The 19,289-nt window shown below is 60.0% G+C and carries 20 protein-coding genes; 7 read left to right on the top strand and 13 right to left on the bottom strand.

Annotated elements, in window-relative coordinates:
- Positions 1–124: 124 nt before the first annotated feature.
- From IEW06_RS20450 to IEW06_RS20430, 5 genes are all read left to right on the top strand, one after another.
- Positions 125–2,365, top strand: coding sequence for a heavy metal translocating P-type ATPase (locus IEW06_RS20450; protein WP_229743199.1), 2,241 nt, complete (start codon positions 125–127; stop codon positions 2,363–2,365).
- A 61-nt stretch (positions 2,366–2,426) separates the two neighbouring features.
- Positions 2,427–2,819, top strand: a complete 393-nt coding sequence (locus IEW06_RS20445; RefSeq protein ID WP_223285044.1) for a hypothetical protein — start codon at positions 2,427–2,429, stop codon at positions 2,817–2,819.
- 57 nt (positions 2,820–2,876) lie between these two features.
- Complete coding sequence (locus IEW06_RS20440) at positions 2,877–3,773, top strand: cation diffusion facilitator family transporter (protein ID WP_187734632.1); 897 nt, start codon at positions 2,877–2,879, stop codon at positions 3,771–3,773.
- 46 nt (positions 3,774–3,819) lie between these two features.
- A complete protein-coding gene (gene lpdA / locus IEW06_RS20435) occupies positions 3,820–5,241 on the top strand; it encodes a dihydrolipoyl dehydrogenase (protein ID WP_187734631.1) in 1,422 nt (473 codons plus the stop codon).
- A gap of 107 nt (positions 5,242–5,348) precedes the next feature.
- Positions 5,349–6,056 (top strand): DUF305 domain-containing protein, encoded by a 708-nt coding sequence (locus tag IEW06_RS20430; protein WP_187734630.1) that lies wholly within the window; start codon positions 5,349–5,351, stop codon positions 6,054–6,056.
- Positions 6,057–6,071: 15 nt separating this feature from the next.
- On the opposite strand, the gene IEW06_RS20425 is transcribed toward IEW06_RS20430, so the two are convergent.
- Positions 6,072–6,518, bottom strand: coding sequence for a hypothetical protein (locus IEW06_RS20425; RefSeq protein ID WP_188548868.1), 447 nt, complete (start codon positions 6,516–6,518; stop codon positions 6,072–6,074).
- Between the two features lie 572 nt (positions 6,519–7,090).
- Here IEW06_RS20425 and IEW06_RS20420 point away from each other — a divergent pair.
- Positions 7,091–7,453, top strand: coding sequence for a DUF3703 domain-containing protein (locus IEW06_RS20420; RefSeq protein ID WP_187734628.1), 363 nt, complete (start codon positions 7,091–7,093; stop codon positions 7,451–7,453).
- A 303-nt stretch (positions 7,454–7,756) separates the two neighbouring features.
- Positions 7,757–8,479: a porin family protein gene (locus IEW06_RS20415; RefSeq protein WP_187734627.1), complete on the top strand. Its 723-nt coding sequence runs from the start codon at positions 7,757–7,759 to the stop codon at positions 8,477–8,479.
- Positions 8,480–8,714: 235 nt separating this feature from the next.
- Here IEW06_RS20415 and IEW06_RS20410 read toward each other — a convergent pair whose 3' ends face one another.
- The 12 genes from IEW06_RS20410 to IEW06_RS20355 all read right to left on the bottom strand — a co-directional run bounded on the left by IEW06_RS20410 (position 8,715) and on the right by IEW06_RS20355 (position 19,286).
- A complete protein-coding gene (locus IEW06_RS20410) occupies positions 8,715–9,269 on the bottom strand; it encodes a hypothetical protein (RefSeq protein ID WP_187734626.1) in 555 nt (184 codons plus the stop codon).
- A 35-nt stretch (positions 9,270–9,304) separates the two neighbouring features.
- Entirely contained in the window at positions 9,305–9,457 is a 153-nt protein-coding gene (locus tag IEW06_RS20405) for a hypothetical protein (RefSeq protein ID WP_188548867.1), read from the bottom strand.
- 37 nt (positions 9,458–9,494) lie between these two features.
- Positions 9,495–9,890, bottom strand: coding sequence for a hypothetical protein (locus IEW06_RS20400; RefSeq protein WP_188548866.1), 396 nt, complete (start codon positions 9,888–9,890; stop codon positions 9,495–9,497).
- A gap of 30 nt (positions 9,891–9,920) precedes the next feature.
- Positions 9,921–10,463 (bottom strand): hypothetical protein, encoded by a 543-nt coding sequence (locus tag IEW06_RS20395; protein ID WP_188548865.1) that lies wholly within the window; start codon positions 10,461–10,463, stop codon positions 9,921–9,923.
- Positions 10,464–10,468: 5 nt separating this feature from the next.
- Complete coding sequence (locus IEW06_RS20390) at positions 10,469–11,359, bottom strand: hypothetical protein (protein WP_188548864.1); 891 nt, start codon at positions 11,357–11,359, stop codon at positions 10,469–10,471.
- A gap of 34 nt (positions 11,360–11,393) precedes the next feature.
- A complete protein-coding gene (gene traM / locus IEW06_RS20385; protein ID WP_188548863.1) occupies positions 11,394–12,833 on the bottom strand; it encodes a conjugative transposon protein TraM in 1,440 nt (479 codons plus the stop codon).
- Positions 12,834–12,847: 14 nt separating this feature from the next.
- Positions 12,848–13,771: a DUF4138 domain-containing protein gene (locus IEW06_RS20380; RefSeq protein WP_187734619.1), complete on the bottom strand. Its 924-nt coding sequence runs from the start codon at positions 13,769–13,771 to the stop codon at positions 12,848–12,850.
- Positions 13,772–13,791: 20 nt separating this feature from the next.
- Positions 13,792–14,517 carry a conjugal transfer protein TraK gene (locus tag IEW06_RS20375; RefSeq protein ID WP_188548862.1) on the bottom strand — a complete coding sequence of 242 codons (726 nt, stop codon included), beginning with the start codon at positions 14,515–14,517 and terminating at the stop codon, positions 13,792–13,794.
- Positions 14,518–14,582: 65 nt separating this feature from the next.
- Positions 14,583–15,233 carry a hypothetical protein gene (locus IEW06_RS20370; protein WP_188548861.1) on the bottom strand — a complete coding sequence of 217 codons (651 nt, stop codon included), beginning with the start codon at positions 15,231–15,233 and terminating at the stop codon, positions 14,583–14,585.
- Positions 15,234–15,251: 18 nt separating this feature from the next.
- Positions 15,252–16,388, bottom strand: coding sequence for a hypothetical protein (locus IEW06_RS20365; RefSeq protein ID WP_188548860.1), 1,137 nt, complete (start codon positions 16,386–16,388; stop codon positions 15,252–15,254).
- Positions 16,385–18,994, bottom strand: a complete 2,610-nt coding sequence (locus tag IEW06_RS20360; protein ID WP_187734672.1) for a TraG/VirB4 family ATPase — start codon at positions 18,992–18,994, stop codon at positions 16,385–16,387. Before IEW06_RS20360 ends, IEW06_RS20365 begins: the two co-directional genes overlap by 4 nt.
- Positions 18,966–19,286, bottom strand: coding sequence for a hypothetical protein (locus IEW06_RS20355; RefSeq protein WP_187734671.1), 321 nt, complete (start codon positions 19,284–19,286; stop codon positions 18,966–18,968). The genes IEW06_RS20360 and IEW06_RS20355 overlap by 29 nt, the downstream gene beginning before the upstream one ends.
- Positions 19,287–19,289 lie beyond the last annotated feature (3 nt).

Here is a 19,289-nt window from a genome sequence, read left to right as displayed (position 1 = left end):
CCCGGCACGAGCGGCAGCTGACGGGCGCGGTGCTCGTGCTGGTGGGCGTGGCCGGCTTTTTCGTGGACTGGTAGCCGCCGGCGGACCGCTCCCATATTTTTTTTAACCAGACGCTTCTTTTCCTATGCCTGATCCAACCTCCTCCAACACCGACGAAGAGCTCAACACCGCCAAGCAGGTGCAGCTCGAAAACGTGGGCGCCCTCACCCGCGAGCAGCTCACGCCCGACGCGGCCGCCAATCCCGAAGGCCACGACGTGCCCGGTCACGACCACACGGGCCACCACCACCCCGCCGGCAAAAAGATGGTGGACCTGGCCGGTAAGGCCGCCGACGAGCACGCCGGCCACGACCACGGCGACGGGGAACACGACCACGGCCCGGCGGGGGACAACCCCTACCTGTGGCCGGGCGTGAGCCTCGTGCTATTGCTCAGTGGCCTGGCGCTGGACTATTTCGACGTGGCCTGGTTTACCGACTACGTGCGCCTGGGCTGGTACGGGGTGGCCTTCCTGCTCGTGGGCTGGAAGGTTATCCGCTCGGCCCTGCAGAGCATCCCCTCGGGCAACATCTTCAATGAGTTTCTGCTCATGAGCATCGCCACGCTTGGGGCCTTTGCCATCGGCGAGTACCCCGAGGGCGTGGCCGTCATGCTGTTTTACACCGTGGGCGAGCTGTTCCAAGACGCGGCCGTAAACCGGGCCAAGCGCAGCATCCGGGCCCTGCTCGAGATTCAGGCCACCGAAGTCACCGTTATCCGCGATGGGCAAACGGTGGTCCTGGACCCCAAGCAGGTAGTGGTGGGGGACACCATCGAGGTCAAGCCGGGCGAGAAAGTAGCCCTGGACGGCACGCTGACCAAAGGGCCGGCTTCGTTCAACACGGCAGCCCTTACGGGCGAATCGGTGCCGCAGACCAAGCAGGCCGGCGAAGTCGTACTGGCCGGCATGGTCAACCTGGAGTCGCTGATTCAAGTGGCCGTGACGGCCACTTACCAGGATACCAAGCTGGCCAAGATTCTGGCTATGGTGCAGGACGCGGTGGGCCGCAAGGCCAAGACCCAGCAGTTCATCACCCGGTTTGCCAAGGTCTACACGCCCATCGTGGTGGCCCTAGCGGTGCTGCTGGTGCTGGTGCCCTACTTCGTGGTGGACGACTACGTGTTCCGCACCTGGCTCTACCGGGCCCTAGTATTCCTGGTCATTTCCTGCCCCTGCGCGCTGGTCATTAGCATTCCGCTGGGTTACTTCGGCGGCATCGGCGCCGCGTCCAAAAACGGCATCCTGTTCAAGGGCTCCAACTTCCTGGATTTGATGCGCGAGCTCGACACGGTGGTCATGGACAAGACCGGCACGCTTACCCAGGGCGTGTTTGCCGTGCAGCAGGTGCAGCCGGCCGCCGGCCTCGACGCCCCGCAGCTGCTGCGCCTGGTGGGCGCGCTGGAAACCAAGTCCACCCACCCCATTGCCAAGGCGGTCGTGCTGCATGTGGGCGCGGCGGCCACCGGGGTACCCGTCGAAAACGTGGAGGAAATCAGCGGCCACGGCATGCGCGGCCGCGTGGACGGGCGCGACGTACTGGCCGGCAATACCAAGCTGCTCACCAAGTTCAGCGTAGCCTACCCGCCCGAAGTCGATCAAATCGTTGACAGCATCGTGGTAGCGGCCGTGGACGGCCAGTACGCCGGCTACCTGACCGTGGCCGACGCGCCGAAGGAAGATGCCGTCCGCACGGTGCAGGAGCTGCGGGCCGACGGCATCACCAAAATCGTGATGCTCTCCGGCGACAAGGACAGCATCACCCAGCGCGTGGCCAAGGAGTTAGGCATTGACGAAGCGCACGGCGGCCTGTTGCCCGAAGACAAGGCGCGCTACGTGCAGCAGTACAAGGACGGGGGCCGCAAGCTGGCCTTCGTGGGTGACGGCGTGAACGACGCCCCCGTGGTGGCGCTGGCCGACGTCGGTATCGCCATGGGCGGCCTGGGCTCCGATGCCACCATCGAAACGGCCGATGTCGTCATTCAAACCGACCACCCGAGCAAGATTGCGACGGCCCGCCGCATTGCCCGCGCCACCCACGCGGTCGTGTGGCAGAACATCTGGCTGGCCTTTATTGTAAAGGGCATTGTCCTCATTCTCGGCGCCGGCGGCCTAGCCACCATGTGGGAAGCCGTCTTTGCCGACGTGGGCGTGGCCCTGCTGGCCATCCTCAACGCCGTACGCATCCAGCGCATGGACTACGCCACGCCGGGCACGGGCGGCACGCCCCCGGGCGCGGCGCCCCCGGTGGCCGCCCTGCGCCCGGAAAACGAGTCGGTAATAGAAAAAATGCCGGAGGAGCTACGACAGGGCCCCCACCCCCGCTAAGCCCGTGCGCATCCACCGCTCGACACTGTTAGACTGCTCCTTGGAACAGGCCTGGCAGGCCGTGCTCCAGCCCCGGCTGCTGTTTTACGTGGCCTGGCCCGTGCTGCGCTTCCGTCCCGTCACGCCCCCGCAGCTGCCGGACACGTGGCAGGACGGCAACTACCTGGTGCGCCTGTACCTGGGCGGCTGGCTGCCCCTGGGCACCCAGTGGATGGTGATTTCGCAGGATGCCACGCGTTTCTGGCTACGCGACAACGGCCACGGCCCCCTGGCCCGCGGGTGGGACCACCACATTACGCTGCGGCCGACCGGCGCGGGGCAAACCTGGTATACCGACGAGGTTACCATCCACGCGGGCCTCTTGACGCCGCTGGTGACGGGCTTTGCCGCCGGGTTTTACTGGTGGCGCCAGCGGCGGTGGGTCCGACTCGTGCGCCGTGGGTTCGCCTTTTAATTTTTCGCGCAGCATCCGCTGCCTTAGTAAGTAATTCACTTTCCTACCCCACACCCCATGAGCAGTAGCCACGGCATGAGCGGCAGCGCCGCCGGACGCAACAAGCGCCAGTTGACCATCGTGTTTTTCCTGACCCTGGCCTACCTGGTCGCCGAAGTCGTGGGCGGTTACCTCACCGGGAGCCTGGCACTGCTGGCCGACGCGGGCCACATGCTCACCGACGTGGCCGGCGTGGGCCTGGCGTTGCTGGCCATCCGCTTTGCCGAGAAGCCCGCCACGCCCGAGCGCACCTACGGCTACTACCGCTTCGAGATTCTGGCGGCCCTCACCAACGCGGTGGTGCTCATCCTGATTTCGCTCTACATTCTCTACGAGGCCTATTTTCGCTTTCTCGACCCGCCCAAAGTGGAAAGCACCTCCATGCTCTGGGTCGCCAGCGTGGGCCTAATTATTAATCTGTACTGCATGTACCTGCTGCGCCAGGGCAAGAGCGAGAGCCTGAACATGAAGGGCGCCTACTTCGAGGTGCTCTCGGACATGCTCACCTCCATCGGCGTCATCGCGGCGGGTATCATCATGCTCACCACCGGCTGGTACTACGCCGACCCGCTGCTCTCGGCCTTCATCGGCCTGTTTATCCTGCCCCGCACCTGGACCCTGCTCAAGGAAGCTGTGGGCGTACTGCTGGAAGGCACCCCGGCCGACGTGAACCTGGAAGCCCTGCGCCAGGGCCTGCTGGCCGAGCCGGGCGTGGCCGCCGTGCACGACCTGCACGCCTGGTCGCTCACCTCCGGCGTCAATGCCCTCAGCGCCCACGTGGTGCTGGCCGACGGGGCCCTGCACGACGAGGTGCTGGCGCGGGCCCATGCCTACGTGACGGGGAAGCACGCCGTGCAGCACGCCACCATTCAGGTGGAGCGCGGCGACTTTGCCCGGCACGAAACCCACTTGTAAAAGTCCCCAGCTCCTTTCCCACCCTTCATTCGCTCCCACTCCGCTCATGCCCGCTACTTCCTACGACGTTCTCATCATCGGCTCCGGCCCCGGCGGCTACATCGCGGCCGTGCGCTGCGGGCAGCTGGGCCTGAAAACGGCCCTCATCGAAAAGTATCCCACCCTGGGCGGCACCTGCCTCAACGTGGGCTGCATCCCCAGCAAGGCGGTGCTCGAATCCACGGAGCTCTACCAGAAAGCCACCCACCAGTTCGCCGAGCACGGCATCGACGCCGATAACCTGCGCGCCGATTTGCCCCGCCTGATGGACCGTAAAGACAAAGTCGTGAGCAAGGTATGCGACGGGGTGGTGTACCTGATGAAGAAAAACAAGGTGGACGTCATTCACGGCGTGGCTTCCTTCGTGGACGCCACCACCGTGCAGGTCGTGCCCGCGGCAGGGAACGGTGGGGAAGCGCAGCAGCTCACGGCCAAAAACATCATCATCGCCACCGGCTCCAAGCCCAGCACCCTGCCCTTCATCACCCTGGACAAGGAGCGCGTCATCACCAGCACCGAGGCGCTAGCCCTGCGCGAGCTGCCCCGGCACCTGATTATCGTGGGCGGCGGCGTCATCGGCCTGGAGCTGGGCTCAGTGTACGCCCGCCTGGGCAGCCAGGTGTCGGTCGTGGAATACACCGACGCCATCATCCCCACCATGGACCGCACCCTGGGCAAGGAGTTGCTGCGCTCTTTGAAAAAGCAGGGCCTGGAATTCTACCTGTCCCACAAGGTCACGGCCGTGACGCGGGAAGGCGAAACGGTGAAGCTGACGGCCACCCCGGCCGCCGGCGGCGCCGACCTGCAGCTGGCGGGCGACTATTGCCTGGTCTCGGTGGGCCGCCGACCCTACACCGACGGCCTGAACCTGGCCGCGGCCGGCGTGGAAGTGGACGAGAAGGGCCGAGTGAACGTCAACGACGAGCTGCAAACCAACGTGCCCGGCATCTGGGCCCTGGGCGACGTGGTGCGCGGGGCCATGCTCGCGCACAAGGCCTCCGACGAGGGCGTGTTCGTGGCCGAGCGCATTGCTGGCCATGCCCCGCAAGTCAACTACCTGCTCATTCCGGGCGTGGTCTATACCTGGCCCGAGGTGGCCGGCGTGGGCTACACCGAGGAGCAGCTGAAAGACCAGGGCAAGGCCTACCAGGTGGGCACCTTCCCCTACTCGGCCTCGGGCCGGGCCGTGGCCGGGTCGGACACTGAAGGGCTGGTGAAGGTGCTAACCGACGCGCAGACCGACGAAATTCTGGGCGTGCACATGATCGGCGCGCGCATCGCCGACATCATCGCCGAAGCGGTAGCTGTGATGAGCTTCCGTGGGGCGGCGGAGGACGTGGGCCTGATGTCGCACGCCCACCCCACCTACGCCGAAGCCTTCAAGGAAGCCTGCCTCAACGCGGCGGGCATCGGGGCCCTCAATATGTAAGCTGCCCGCGTCCCTTCTCCCCCTCGCGCGCGCCGGCAGCCCCCCGACGGGGTGTTGGCGGTTTTGGTTGTTCCCGTCGGCGTTCTCCTAACTAAGCCCTGTCATTCATGTTGCGCCTTCGCTTCGCTCCGCTTCCTTTCCTTTGTTTACTTTCCACGCTGGCCCTGAGCGGGTGTGACCAAAAGCCAGCACCCGAAGCCACGCCGCCCGCGCCCCTCCCGCCCCCGTCGCACGGGGACGCCCGCGAGCCGGTAACCCACTTCGATCCGCCGGGAGAACCGGCCACGGCCCGCCGCATTGTGGCGGCCCTGGGGGACGAGGTGCGCCACAACAACTCGGTGGAAAACTCCGACCACATCTTCCTCCACCTGCTGGAGGTGTACCACCACAGCGGCCTGGACCTGGCACAGGCGTACCTGCGCGGGGGTAAAAATGCGGCGCTGCGCCTGGCCGCGGATACCTTGCGCCACCGCAGCGAGCGCAATCTACAGGAGCTCGAAGCCCTACGCGTAAACCAGCACCGCCCGGGAACCGACTTCCGGGCGACGTCTCCTACCCAGGTGCGCGCCCTGCAACAGGCCCTGCAACGCGTTCACCGCCCGCTGGCAACGCCCGTGCCGGCGGGCACACCCGACGAGGAGTTTGCGGCCCTGGCGGCCTTGTTTTACCAAAGTGGCCTGGTGCTGGCCCAAACCGAGCTGCGCTACGGCCGGCAAGCCCAACCAAAAACCCTCGCCGCGCACTGGTTGGCCGCGCAGCAGCGGGAGCTGGAAGCCTTGACCGCCGGGCAACGGGCGGCCCGGCCCACGCCCTAGCGGCCCAGCCGGGGGTTAGCTTCGCGTAAAGACAATGAATTTCTGGCCCGGCAGCACCCCCATGAAGCGGGCTGTTACGGCTTGCCGGGGGGCGTCGCCCCGGCTCACCTTCCACTGGGGCCACAGGCCGAGCCAGCTGTTTTTCCAGGCGGCCCCGGTTTTGGGAACCGACGCCAGGGCTTGGGCGTGCGCTTTTATCTGCGCATAGGCCGCCGGCGTCAGCCGGGCCGTGACCTGGTAGAGGTCGAAGGTTGGCTTCTCAAACGTGGCGGTTAACTGGAAACCGGGTCCCTGCGTGATGAGAAACTTGCGCCCCAGCCGATCAGGCTCTGGGCGGCTTGCGCGGACGAAGGGCTTGAGGCGACTGGCAACCAGCTTCTCCGGCACGTCCTTGCTTAGTAATAGCTCTACCAGCAGGTCAAAGAGCTGAACGGGTGACTTCTCGACGGGGGAACTGCTCATGGGGGCACGGTAAAGCGGGGGCGCGCAAGCTACGCACTGGCTCGTTTCCAGAAAACCACTGCCGCCCTCCACCATCCCCCGTCCGAGCACGCCCCCACCCGGGGGGGGGGAACTATGAATACCCGCGTTACCGGAGCGCTCCCCCCGACTTGTTTGTTGGGGGGAGTAGCAGGTACTGCACAAGTCCCAGTCAGGGTTCTATTCGATGGCCGGTGAGCGGGGCTTGAGCTGCTCTGGTAGCTGACCATGTTTCGCCACCTTTACCGTCAGCTGCTCATCAACGGCTAAGGAGGTGACATCATACGGAAGAAACTGCCAGGCAACGGCTTCGAGTTGGCACGTAAACAACTGGCACCCCCTGTTGAGCATGGAGAAAGCTCCGTCGCGTCACTTGGCCGTGCCAGTCGTTTACGTGCCGCACAAACACAATTTGGCCCCCTTGAGACTCACGCTGTTGGTGACGGGCATTGCCGCCGGGTTCTACTGGTGGCGCCAGCGGCGGTGGCACCGGCTCGCGCACCAAGCCGGGTCGAAAAAGAATAAATTGCTACCTGATTTCTAAGCCTAAGCCCATGTTTTACCTTCGCCTCCCGGTCCGCTTACGGCCGCACTTCCAAGCCGAGTTGCACGCCGCCCGCCTGGCCACCGCCCGACAGGACCTGCCGACGGCTTTTAAGCACCTCGAGCGGGCCCACATCCTGGGGCAGCGCTGGGCCCTGCCGCACACATACACCCACCTGCTCATGCTGCGTCACGGCTGGCGCACCGGCGACCGGCGCGAAATCCTGGGGCAGCTGCCGCGCATTGTGTTCGGATTCTTCATGTCCTTATTCGGCCGCGTGCCCACCGGCAATACCGGCGGGGCCAACGTCTCGCCCGAGCAGCCCATGCCCCTTCCGGCCGACCTGCAGCACTTATTGAATGACTCAGTCTAAGCTTAAAACAACCCATTTTGACATAATGGCATTTATAAGAGCGATCTCGGAATAAAAACATTCTTCGCCTACTCGCCTACTCGCCTACTCGCCTACTCGCCTACTCGCCTACTCGCCTACTCGCCTACTCGCCTACTCGCCTACTCGCCTACTCGCCTACTCGCCTGAGTGCCTGAGTGCCTGAGTGCCTGCAGTGTGGTAGTATTAGAGGAGAAGCCCAAGCCTCCCTTACTGCTGGGAGATGTGCAACCTTTTGGGGGCGCACCGGCTCCTCTGCTCACGGGTTATTCACCCGGGCTTCTTATGCGCTACGCTACTCTCCTGGTTGGCCTATTCGTGCTGGCCGCCACCCGCCCCTGCCGGGCGCAACAACTGCAACTAGGTCTGAAAGGAGGTCTAATGGCCAGCACTTCTAAACAACCCTCCTCTAGCACTGCCCGCCTGGGTGGGGTGGCCGGCGGCTGGCTGCGCTACCCCGTCGCAACGAGGGTAGGCTTGCAAACGGAATTAGTATATGAGCAGCGCGGGGTAAAGACCACGGAGGAAGGGCAGTTAGGCTGGGAAGGAAGCTCTGGGGCCTACACGCGCCGGGAACGTACCCGCCTTCACTATGTGAGTCTACCGCTGCTGGTGCGGGGGCAAGTCGGTAAGTTCTTCGGCTTGGTGGGGCCGCAGCTGAGCTACTTGGTGGCCGCGCGCCAGCAAGCGCGGACGGAATACATCTTGCGGCCAGGCACTAGCCCCGAGACCAGCCAAGAGTGGTTGCCTTACCCCGTCACGGAAACGGACCGGGGTACCGGCGACTTTCGGCGCTGGGAACTGGGCTATACGGCCGGCGTGGGTTATCAGCTCGGCGCGCGCCTCGGCCTAGAGGTCCGCTATGCAGCGGGGTTGACCAAGTTGCACCAGCCGTATACGTTTACTCCGGAGCGCTATGAGCCCGCTAGTCCGCTGACGTCCGCGCGCAATCGCACGTGGCAGGTGCAACTTAGCTATCAGCTGAGTGCTCTTAAGCTGGCGAAGTAGAGGGAGCACTACTTCTGCTACGTCGGATAACATATAGTAAAGGACCTTCTACAAGTTGTGAAAACGGCTGCATAGGGTCCGATAAGCCGGCCTTATCGTCCCTAAACTAGCTTCCTCGCTGCCCATTCATGGTCTTTTTACTTAGTGTCTAATGTGAGTGTTGTTAAATAAATAGGGAGAAGCTTCGACTCGGAGCTTCTCCCTATTTATTTAACAACACCCTGCTTATTCGTTGCTACTTAATAGCCGACCGATAGCCCAAGCGGTAGGCCCACAGGGTAAATGTGGGGGCGTAGTCCTGCGTAAAGCGGTAGCGGTTGTACGTTAACAAGGCAAAGCCCACCGGCACCAACCACGCCACCAGTACGCTGGTGGTTGGGACCGCATACAGAATAAGCAGATGCAGCAGCACCGCTGGCACCAGGCATACCACGGTTAGGCATACCGCAAAGGGCAGCAGCCATAAGCGGCCACCGCGCCGGCGCAGGGCAATAGCCACTCCTTTAAGCCAGTAAAGCAGGGCGAGGCCCGCGTAGGTTATAGCGGCGATGCTCAGCATTCGAACCTCACTATACCGCGACCCTAGAAAGTCTAGCGGGTAAGTAACAGCCAGGGCCAACAGGATAAATGGGACCGATACGATCGTTTCCATCAGCAGGCGCAGGGCCAATGGTACTAGGCGTACTACAGCCAGTGCACTGAGGCCCACTAGCACACCAGTTGCTTTCGCTGAGTGGCGGTTGCCGTGCGCGTTTTGGGCGGCTAGATAACCTTCTTCGTAATCAGCCATAGCACTGAAGTTGAAGGGTGGATAGAAGGCCCCCTTTACTTGTCGAACCCAAAGAGCCTGACGAAGTAGTTGCCCACGGCTGGAAAGTAGGAGCAGAGAATAAACGTAACGTAAAACGTGCCCCCCGCGACAAGTAATGTCTTGAAGAGAACCGCGAGCAGCGATAGGAAACTACTAGAAAGCAGCATAAGATAAAAGGTTTGAGGAGATGAAATGTCCAAGCGGCTATTGCCCAATTACCCATACTGGCACCGCTTGCGCCCGGTCACCAGTGCCGGTTTCCTTCTTAACCTCTTTGCCATCCAGCAGGATAGCTACCGTGATGTTCGAGGCAGCCGTGCCCCCGGCTGGGAGGCTGGCTAGTAGCGTAGCGCTATCCCCTTGTTTCATCGTGCGCGTGAAGCTGTAGCTAACGGGCAGCGCCACATTCGTAAGAGTAGTCGTCCCACCCGTAGCGTTAGTGTAGGAAATGTAGTCTGATACCAGGTTGCTAGTGGAGCTAACCCGGTACTCCACTGTATAGTCCTTAGGCCCGACAGGGGTGACGCCGTTATCATCTTTGGAGCAGCTGGTAGCCACGAGGGTAGCGCAGTTCAGCAGCAGGGTAGCAAGTCGTTTCATTGGTTAGAATTGATTGGATGGGTAAAAGGATTAGCGGAAGTGATACCGGACGCCGGCACTCAGATAACCGGGCCACTGGTCGATAGAAGACTGGTCGATCTGATAGCCTTTCGTGCCGGTAGCCACCAGGGAAAGGCGGTTCCCTAGAAATACGTCTGCTTCGGCCCCCGCTTGCGGGCCAAAACTAAAGCGTTGGGGTTTGGTGCCATTGGGGGCTAGTTCCCTCGTTCCCCCTTGATTCGTTCGCTCGTAGTGGCCACCAGCGCCCAGGAGCAGATGCACGTAGATTACTTCCCCGATTTGGAAGAGTTGGGGAGCTAGCAGGACGCGGCCCTGATAGGCGGCATAGTCACCCGCTTTCTTACCTAGGTTGCCCGCTTCGCGCAGGCCGCTAAGACGGATTCCCAGCCGGTCGGTGAGCAGGGAGTAGTAGCTAAGCTCGTAGTAGGTGCCTTGTTCGGAACGGCCCATATGTGCCCCCCAGGCTGATATATGTTTGACGTGGCGTTGGGCCAGAGCGGGCGATAGGCCAGCCCCCACCGTAACGAGCGCCACTAGCAGCAGCTTTCTCATCGCAGTTACCGACGCGGCCGGGCGCGGTCCATTTTAAGTAGTGATTGCTGCACCAGCACATCCGCATACACCGCCTCGGCGGCCTGCTGGGAGGGACTGGCTTGCGAGGCTTCCGACAGCAGCCGGTCAGCTTCCAAGCGCAGCTGCATCGCCTTAATTAGATTCTCATTGGACGTATTAAGCGCCGCCATCCGTTCGCCTTCCGTCATCGCGTAGCGTCCCGGATTCTTCAACGTGGCATTCAATTCGACGCTTTGCTGCGTCATTTCATCCGCAATCTTGTAGTACCCAAACGCCGTATCAATCTTGCGCTTGTTGGCCATTTCTTGATAAGCAAACGAGGACACCGTAGATTCTTCGCGCTTCGCCTGGTATTGGGCCGACGTCATCCGGTTGCTGCCCCCGGAAGAGGAGGAGCCAAAGCGGGAGAATACATCATACACCGTGTTCAGGTCCTGCTGCGGGTTGGTTAGTTGCAGCGCTTGCCGCAGCCGCGCTGCTTTCTGGTAGACGGGCATATACTGATTGCTTTGGGCCCGGCCATTCATAGCCAGGGCGCGCACAAACAGCTCCTGGGGGTTGGAAAGGCGCAAATCGGTAATGCTTTGCACTTTGCGCAAGTCAGCCTGCACCTGCCGCTGCAGCGCTAGCCCTTCCTGCGTCAGGTCCTTTACCTGACCGGTAATGTCCTTGGTTACGCCCGCAATCTGCTTGGCGTCGGCTACTACCTGATAGTTCTGCACGGTGCTGGACCACTGTTGCAGTTTCTTGGCGAATTCGCCAATCTGTACGCCCATGTGCAGCGGGTCATTTACCACCATCTGAGCGGATGCTTTCCTAGGGGGAGCTAGTACCAGCGCAACCGCTACGAAAGCGGGCAAAAAGAGCTTTTTCATTGTCGTAGGGGGTAAGATGAAGGAAAGGCGAGGATTAGCGACTACCGATAGAAGCCGAGGGGTCCAGCTGCCCCGCCGCCGCCGTCGTGATCAGAATGGGGTAGCCATCCGGCAATAACACGTCCCGGAGCCGGCTGCGGGTTTTCGGACGAGACAGGACGTTCGACACGATCCGGCCCCCGACGCCAACCACTGAATTCGCCGCGGAAGCCGAGCGATCGATAGCGGTGCTAAGTTCCTGCGTTGTTTGCCGTTGCAGGTCATTGCCAGCCATCATCGCGTCCTTTTGTATCTTTTTGGCCGGGTCTATCATAATGCCGGGCATATAGTTGAAGTCGTAGATTTGGGCTGCTACTCGCGTTGGCCCCAGACGATCTACTGTCAGGTTGACACTGTTGGTACCCACCTCAGCTACCGCCGCAAAGACCAGGTTCCTGGGGAAGGTTACGCCACTTATTACTGCATCTTCCAGGAGGCGCAGAATCACCACCGAGCCAGCGCGCACCTTCTGTTCGCCATGGATCACACACTTGAAAAACACGTCCGGGACGAGCGCTGGCTGCGGGCCACCTTGGGCCATCATCCGGGACGAGTTGTTACCCACTTTAACCGTGTTAAAGCCATCCGCACCCCCGGCAGCGGTAGTGCGGGCTGCTATCTGTTGGGCGGCCAGGGCAGGGTCCCGATACCGCCTCCCCGTCATGCGCTCATACGAGGCGCGGGTTTCCGGGGGCGACGTGCTGAGCATGGCCAGCACGTCCGGGTCCGTTTCAAAAGGGGTACCGTCCGTATCGGTAGCCGGGAGCTGGCTCGTAGACCGACGAGCTCCACGAGCAGCACCGGAGCGCCGCGAAGGGGAGGCACCAGCGCTATACCGCCGCCGGGGTACTACCACCGTGCGAGCGGAGTAGGTGCCCGTTTGCGGGTCCTGCACGGTTGTTTCTATCGTATCCACGTCCTGAGCCGCGAGGCGCTGCTGCTCCCCTTGCCGGCGAGCGGCTGCCTGCGCCGCCGCCCGATTCTTTAGCCGCTGGCTGCGGCCGGCAGTATCGACGGCAAATACGGCTACTACGTCTTCCTCGGTGGGACGGGCAGGAGCCGCCGCCGCGTCCAGTTCCGCCCGCCGTTGCGCCTCTAGTTGCGCCGTCGGGGAGGCAACGCGAACCGGGGGCTTATCAGCTACCGAGCTGATCGCCGGCTCAATGTTAGCGGAAGCTGCCGCCACCGGTTCTGCCTGTTGGCGGGCGGCTTCCTTAGCAGACTGCAACCACAGAAATAAGCCACTAAAGAGCAGTACCACCAGCAATACGCTAAGCGGCACCCAGTTCTTTAACAACGTCTGACCAGGTGTGAGCGTAGCCGGAGCTGATTCTGGCTGGTGCTGTTGTGGCGGGATATTGTCCGTAGCGACAGCAGGTTCGGTATCCGGGCGGGGCGCGGCCTCGTGCCGGTCAGGGGGCATGATAGGTTCCATGCGATTGAGAGCTATTAAATGGGTGAGGCCCGATTGATAACCCGGGAAGGCACCGGCAGCACTAGTACCCGCGCGCCATTGAGTTCACGCAGGGTTACTTCCAGGTAGCCCCGTTCCGTGGCAGCATACAAGGGAATGGCATAGGTCAGGTAACCGGTCGTGCGGCCCGTAATCGTCTGATTAGCAGCCCCACCCGAAGGCGCCAAGGGGCGGCGCGCTTCATTCTTTTTCTTCGCCAGAAACTTCTTTTGGGCGTTTTCTACCAATTGGAAATCAGTGAAATCGACGTTGTAATCAATGGCGGAGTGATTGATAACCTTGAAGCGCAGATACGTGAATTCCTTGTCGTTGCGCACATTGGCCAGCGACAGTACCAGGTCATTATCGATCACGGCGACTGCCTGATGCTCTTCTTTTACTTTGCGCAGCTTGGTTAACTTCCCCTCCACGTCGCTTTTCAGTTCCTGCTCTTTGTCCATCGCCAGCTGATTCTCCGGAACCGAGCCAGCCGAGCTGCTATTGCTGAAGCCCAGCGCGCCATCTTTCTGGAAATCGTAGAGTTGAAGAACCGGCCGGTTACTATAGACCAACCGCCCCATCCAGTACTTGGAGCCGTAGCGAATGAGCAGGGGGGTAGGCGGCGCGTTTTTGCGCTTAGCGCGCACGAATACGGCGTTGGCTTCGATCTTAACCAGATAGTTGCCTGCCATGCCCACGTCTACCAAGGACACCGGGCCACCGAAAACGAGGTAGGTAGTAGAACTATCCGATACGGCCACGTCCAATAGGTTCTCGTTGGACTTAGCCGCCGATACGGGCCGTTGCGCCCGGATCGACTGTTGAGCAATCGGGCGCACGGTTTGCGCCGACGTAACCGAGACAGGTAGCAGGGGCAGCACCAGGCTCAGCAGCACCGCAGGGAGGAAGGAAGGACGCATGATGGAGACTGATTAGAGGGTTATTGAGCCGGAGCCGCAAGTGCAGGAGCAGAAACTGGAGCTTGTGCCCCCCGTTGCGCTTCGAGGAGGCGGCGCTGGCGGTCGGCCTCCTGGGCTTCGAGTAGCTCCCTTTCCTGGCGGGATAGATTCGGCTGATAAGGGATATAGTCGAAGTTGGTAATTAGCAACCCGTAAGGGTTCTGATCCGAGCGGTTGGTTTCTTCCAGGTTAAACTTAGCGGCCAGGGGCAGCGGCTCTTTCTGTTCACCCCCAATGAAGATGCGCTGCTTGATGTACACGGAACCCGACCAAGGGCGGCGGCTCATATCGACCAGCACACTATCTACCGTTACCACGTTGCGGGCCGCGTACCGCTCATAGTTTTGGGGTACCTGGCCCCGCACAAAGCCATCGTAAATACGCCGGCCCCCGCGACCCTCAATAAGCGGCAGGGCAGCATCCAAGTTGGCCTTGAAAGTGTATTGGTCGTGGCCAAACATGGTTTGCATGAAGTTGCGCACCAGGTTACGGGCCTCATAGCTGCTATGCGATTCGGTAGCCGGAGCAGACAGCGCCGCCACCGAGCCAGTAGAGCTGACCACGTACACCCGTTGTCCGGCTTTCTCACTGATACAATAGACTATGTAGCCCGCGCCCAGAGCGACGAGCAGCAGCGCCAGGATACTTCCCATGGCGATATTCCGCATGGTAGAGAAGGAGGTACTAAGATTGGTTGCAGAGTCCATTTCACTTACTGGTTAGAAGGCAACAGTTGGTCAATTTGACAGCAGTCATTTCTTCCCCACCGCCCCTATTGCGGTAGGGAAAGAAAAGTCATTTTGCTCGGGTCAGCTACCCCACCCTTATTGCGATAGGGGTACACCACTAGGGCGGGCTTATTCTGGTTGTTCTGACCGGCGAAAGCGTACAGCACGCCCCGCACGGTGACGGGCTTGTTCGGTTCTATTTCCGATACCGTGTACTTCTCCTGACCCGGAATATTGTAGTTCATTCCACCTAGATTGTACCGTGCTAGGCTGTCCTTGCCGTTGGGGGCATAGAGCGTCATGGTTGCAGGTACTTTTCCACTTCCATACCCTTTAGGCACCCACTGAATAACTGCCTCATAACTAATCCGGTAGCCAGGAGCCGTTCGCGGTGCTCCCGGTTCCAGGGAGCCCCACAGCGGTGGTAGAGCTACGGCTATTGGTTCTACTTTGAGCGTTTTAGCTGATACCGTTTCCAGGTATCCCTCAGGGGGCAGCAGCTGCTCGACGGCGGGCCGTACGTCTAGGGCCGTAGTGGGCAGTGGGGCGGAAGAGTTGGCTTGGGAAGAAGTAGCGGCAGCAGCTGGTGCCGCCGCCGGAGCCTCAGTTCCTGCCGCTTGCTGGTCGCTCGACTGGCACCCACTAACTAGGCCCAGACCGAATAGCCACGCGAAAGTTTGGGATGGGATTTTCATAGGGAGGGGAGGAAGTTGTTAAGAAGTCCAGAGACCGGAGGGCCGTTGCCGGTAAGATGGATTCAGCGCATCGGACATGGTAATGGAGGGTAAGCCAGCCGCAGCCGAGCTACTAGAAGTTTCCCCAGTGCCAGCACTACTACCCCCGCCACCACTACTGCCGCTGCCACCGCCAGCACTTATGCCGCCACCGCCAGAGCCACCGTTGCCCATTGCCCGGCCAATAGCCGAAGACAACCCCCCACCACCCGGAGCCGCGACACCCGCTGCAAATGTGGCCGCGCCTACTGCTGAACCAATCATTTGCCCAGCGAAGCCTTGCGCGGCGGAGGAGCCGATAAACAAGGAGGTTAGCCAGGGCACCATTCCGTACAGCAGCACGAAGCCCACGGACATGAGCATAAACTTGGAATCCTTCACTGATTGGTCTAGCCCACCGCTGGCCAGGATACCGCCAGCTACTTGCTGCGTTTGAGCAAAGAAGCTATACATCGTATCCAGCAGCACGAACGTAAGGCCCCAGAGCTGCACCGCGAGGAAGTTTTGCAGCCACTTTATCGCTAGCTGTCCAAAAGCCGGAATGACGGAAAGGGTCATCGCAATTGGCCCGCAGACGTAGAGAAAGCCGAGAATGAATTGCTGCAAAAACAGCATCACCTCGCGGACAATCAGCACGGTTGTAGCCGTGAACAGCCGCGTCATTAGGCCGGAGAAAGTGAAGTTGCTGATGGATTCAACCACACTAGTCATCATCGCCGCAGCCCCCGTTACCACGTCACCCAGGCCTAAAGCATCACTCTTAGCCGCCGCCGCCACCGGGGCAGGCGTCGTAAGCGCGGTTAGCGCTTCAGCCGCGGATTGGTCGGTGGAGAAGAGAGCAGTAAAGGCAGAAAGGCCAGCCCCCAGCGTATCGAGCAGGGTCTTGTAGAAGAACAGCAGAAAGAATATCCAGCACGCTTTCAGAATAGGCCCCCAATCCATTGCTAAGCCACTCCCGCTGATAAGCCCCCGGAAGATGGTATAGAGTAAGGCGATACTCATTAGCGCAGGCGTAATGAAGCGGCAGGCCATGAGCACAATTTCTAGGGTCTGGTCACAAGCGCGCAGAAACCCCGGGTCAACTCCGAAGGCTACCATTAGAAAGTTTCCCATCATTTCCCGCCGAGTTTACCGTTGCGCTTATCCTCGACAAACTGTTCTACTGCGTAGTCCAGCCGTTGTACTTTAACTTCTTCGTATTCCGGGGTGCCATCCGGGGCCAGCACCGGGCGACCGTCAGGGTCAATTTTGGGCCGCTTGTTGGTCTGCTGATAAAACTTAATCAGGCTATTCAAGTGGTTGCGCTCGAAGGGCTTAGACGTCAGGATAGCGTCTAGCTGAGGAGAGGCTTCCAAGGCAAACACTTTTCCTTTATCGCCCTGCTTGATAAAGAACTCCCGCAGGTGGTCAGTAGCGCGCACCGACTTAATCAGATCCATTTCGTGGCCAGTTAGACCGAGTGGTGCTTGCAGTTGCGCCAGCGAATCCGGGTTGATGTGCCGCAAAATGATTTTCGTGCCCGAGTTGGTAATGATAGCCGAGCCGATTTTGCTGTTTACAATTTCGTTGATACCCTGCGTGATGATCGTTACCGAACCGTTGGTTTTCCGAATCGTGCGGTACATACTTTCAATAAACTCCGAGAGGACACCGCTCAGCATCGTCCAGGCTTCATCCAAGGCGATGTACTTCACTGCTTCCGGGAACTTGCGGAACAGATCCAGGCTCAGCTCCGTGATGAGCATCGCGACCACCGGGTACAAGTCGGGGTCAGCTTGCACCTTGGCTAGGTCGAAGCAGATAAGCCGGTGTTCGCTCAGGTCTACATCACGCTTCGCATTCAGTACCTTCTCGTACCGGCCTCCCGTGATATATTGACTCATCACCAAGAAAAATTGGTGCATATCAATATACTTCATGTTCTTCTGGTAGGTCCGACGTGCCCCATCCAATGGGTCTGCTACGGCCCCTTCACCGGGAGCAGAAACAGGCTTTTGCATTTCAGCGTCGTAGCGTTCCACGAACTTGTAGAAGCTCTCCATACCGGGAAACTCCTCATCCGCTTGGCCTAGCTTATCCTCATTGTTCAGGTACTGGTAGTACTCAATCAGAAAGCGGGAAAGGATAGTACGCTCTGACTTATCCAGGCCGGAGGCTCCACCTTTCCAAAGCGCGGCAATTAGAGCGAGGTGGAAAACCGTTTTCTCATCATCATAAAGCCACTTTTGGGAAGCCTCATCCCGAGGTACCATGAAGGGGTTAAACTCGATGGGCCGCTGCGGGTCGTACTCGAAGTAGGTGTTCCCGAATTGCTCCCCGTTGAGCGACTGTATAACGTTACGGTACGTGCCGCCCACGTCCATAATGATTTGCCGTGCCCCCTTCTCGAACCGCTGCACAATCAGGTTGCCAAACGTGTAGCTTTTGCCCGTACCGGTAGGCCCAATCACCATCGCGTTCTGATTTTCCAGCTTGGTATTGAACAGGTTTACTTGTACCAGATTGCGGAAGCGGTCTACCAGGTATTCTCCTACCTGGTCCGTCTTGTAGGTGGACGTCCAGTGAGTGTAGCAAGCCGCCCGGTCAGTGGTACTGGTTAGCCAGCGGTCGGGAATCTGGTACGAGTTGCCAGGTAGCAAGCCGAAGAAAAGTGGCAGCGCCAAATAGCTTTCTACTACGCTTTCCGTGTTGAACATATACCGGAAGGCTGAAGCGGCTTTGTCCACGTTCTCACGGCGGCTGGTATCGTTGGTATCCCACAGCATGACCGAGAGGTGCAGGCCCACAATTTGCTTTTGACTGGCCCGTATTTCCGCGGTAAACTCCTCGACTTCCTTGGCGCGCAGCGCGTTGTCCTGACCAGCTAGAAAAGAGAGGGTGTTATTGATTTTGCGGTCATTGTCCAGGCTGCCTAGTTCGGACCGGCTATCCCGCACAATCATGGCTTGCGTCAGAATATGGGGGCACTGCAAAACGTGCGTCAGAGGGTAGAGCATGGGGGAGGTTACCCCGTAGCCGTTCCTGACCGCCGGGTAAGCATCCGTTCCCTGCCCCACCATGGACAGGATATTCACTTTGTGCTCCCCAACGGCCAGGGTACCTAGCTCATTCCCTATTTCGCGCTCTTGGCGGGTAGGCTGACCGTCGAAATTGAGGTTGAAGTATTGCAGGTACAGTTTGTGAATGTCTTGGCTGCTCAGGCGTTCGAAGGAAACGCCGCACAGGTTCTTGACCCCCTGGATAAACTCAATAGCGTTGCTTTCTGCCGCCTCCAAGGTTTGGACGAGCTGCGCGTAAGGGTTCTTCATAATCGCCTCACCAGCCCGAGCTACTAACACATTCAGGGCGTTAGTCTTGGGCGACTTCACGGCAACCGGCGCATACGAGAGGAATAGATAAGACTTTTGAAACAGCACCAGCCGTTCGTGAAAGTGCTTATTCATCTTCCCCTCAAAGTAGGTCTGTTGGGTTTTGTCCTGCCGATACGGACGGTCATAGTAGCCATCCGTTTTCTGCAACATCATACCTGCCGGCTGCGAGCGCATGGCACCCACCAGAGCTGAGTGGAAGGCTTCATACTCTTCCACGTTCCAGCTTTCCATTTCTGCTGGCTCAACCAGGAAACCCACCGCTACGCGGCCATCCTTAAAAACCACCTTGTCATCCTCATAGGAATGAACCGGCATCACGTCGTTAAACGCGCTTGTTTTTGGGTTTTTCATGAGGGGAAGGAAGTTGTCCCACAGCAATACGGCGGGGTTGGGAGAACTTGAAAGACACCCAGGCCAGCAGGAAGCCGGGCGGCTGGGTCTTGCTGAGGTAGCGAAACCCAAGGAGTAAGAGGACCTCTACCACTATCACGATTAGGTACACCAGGCGAGGTATCTTGACGATGATACCCAGGAAGCCGAGTAGCAGAACCGAGCCCATGAACAGGCCAACCAAAATGCCCAAATCCTGGAGGTTCATCCCCAGAACCTGAGCTGGTCGCTCAATTGATTTGTAAGAGCGCATGAG

Source organism: Hymenobacter qilianensis, assembly GCF_014638675.1.
In the GTDB taxonomy this organism is placed as follows: Bacteria; Bacteroidota; Bacteroidia; order Cytophagales; family Hymenobacteraceae; genus Hymenobacter; species Hymenobacter qilianensis.
The sequence above is the reverse complement of the archived record's forward strand: the minus strand, read 5'-3'. Positions and strand labels throughout refer to the sequence as shown.

What these genes read in the sequence shown, in the direction of transcription:
- IEW06_RS20450 (WP_229743199.1), top strand. Translation starts at nt 125, where the DNA reads ATGCCTGATCCAACCTCCTCCAACACCGACGAAGAGCTCAACACCGCC.
- IEW06_RS20440 (WP_187734632.1), top strand. Translation starts at nt 2,877, where the DNA reads ATGAGCAGTAGCCACGGCATGAGCGGCAGCGCCGCCGGACGCAACAAG.
- lpdA (WP_187734631.1), top strand. Translation starts at nt 3,820, where the DNA reads ATGCCCGCTACTTCCTACGACGTTCTCATCATCGGCTCCGGCCCCGGC.
- IEW06_RS20430 (WP_187734630.1), top strand. Translation starts at nt 5,349, where the DNA reads ATGTTGCGCCTTCGCTTCGCTCCGCTTCCTTTCCTTTGTTTACTTTCC.
- IEW06_RS20425 (WP_188548868.1), bottom strand. Translation starts at nt 6,518, where the DNA reads ATGAGCAGTTCCCCCGTCGAGAAGTCACCCGTTCAGCTCTTTGACCTG.
- IEW06_RS20420 (WP_187734628.1), top strand. Translation starts at nt 7,091, where the DNA reads ATGTTTTACCTTCGCCTCCCGGTCCGCTTACGGCCGCACTTCCAAGCC.
- IEW06_RS20415 (WP_187734627.1), top strand. Translation starts at nt 7,757, where the DNA reads ATGCGCTACGCTACTCTCCTGGTTGGCCTATTCGTGCTGGCCGCCACC.
- IEW06_RS20410 (WP_187734626.1), bottom strand. Translation starts at nt 9,269, where the DNA reads ATGGCTGATTACGAAGAAGGTTATCTAGCCGCCCAAAACGCGCACGGC.
- IEW06_RS20405 (WP_188548867.1), bottom strand. Translation starts at nt 9,457, where the DNA reads ATGCTGCTTTCTAGTAGTTTCCTATCGCTGCTCGCGGTTCTCTTCAAG.
- IEW06_RS20400 (WP_188548866.1), bottom strand. Translation starts at nt 9,890, where the DNA reads ATGAAACGACTTGCTACCCTGCTGCTGAACTGCGCTACCCTCGTGGCT.
- IEW06_RS20395 (WP_188548865.1), bottom strand. Translation starts at nt 10,463, where the DNA reads ATGAGAAAGCTGCTGCTAGTGGCGCTCGTTACGGTGGGGGCTGGCCTA.
- IEW06_RS20390 (WP_188548864.1), bottom strand. Translation starts at nt 11,359, where the DNA reads ATGAAAAAGCTCTTTTTGCCCGCTTTCGTAGCGGTTGCGCTGGTACTA.
- traM (WP_188548863.1), bottom strand. Translation starts at nt 12,833, where the DNA reads ATGGAACCTATCATGCCCCCTGACCGGCACGAGGCCGCGCCCCGCCCG.
- IEW06_RS20380 (WP_187734619.1), bottom strand. Translation starts at nt 13,771, where the DNA reads ATGCGTCCTTCCTTCCTCCCTGCGGTGCTGCTGAGCCTGGTGCTGCCC.
- IEW06_RS20375 (WP_188548862.1), bottom strand. Translation starts at nt 14,517, where the DNA reads ATGGACTCTGCAACCAATCTTAGTACCTCCTTCTCTACCATGCGGAAT.
- IEW06_RS20370 (WP_188548861.1), bottom strand. Translation starts at nt 15,233, where the DNA reads ATGAAAATCCCATCCCAAACTTTCGCGTGGCTATTCGGTCTGGGCCTA.
- IEW06_RS20365 (WP_188548860.1), bottom strand. Translation starts at nt 16,388, where the DNA reads ATGATGGGAAACTTTCTAATGGTAGCCTTCGGAGTTGACCCGGGGTTT.
- IEW06_RS20360 (WP_187734672.1), bottom strand. Translation starts at nt 18,994, where the DNA reads ATGAAAAACCCAAAAACAAGCGCGTTTAACGACGTGATGCCGGTTCAT.
- IEW06_RS20355 (WP_187734671.1), bottom strand. Translation starts at nt 19,286, where the DNA reads ATGCGCTCTTACAAATCAATTGAGCGACCAGCTCAGGTTCTGGGGATG.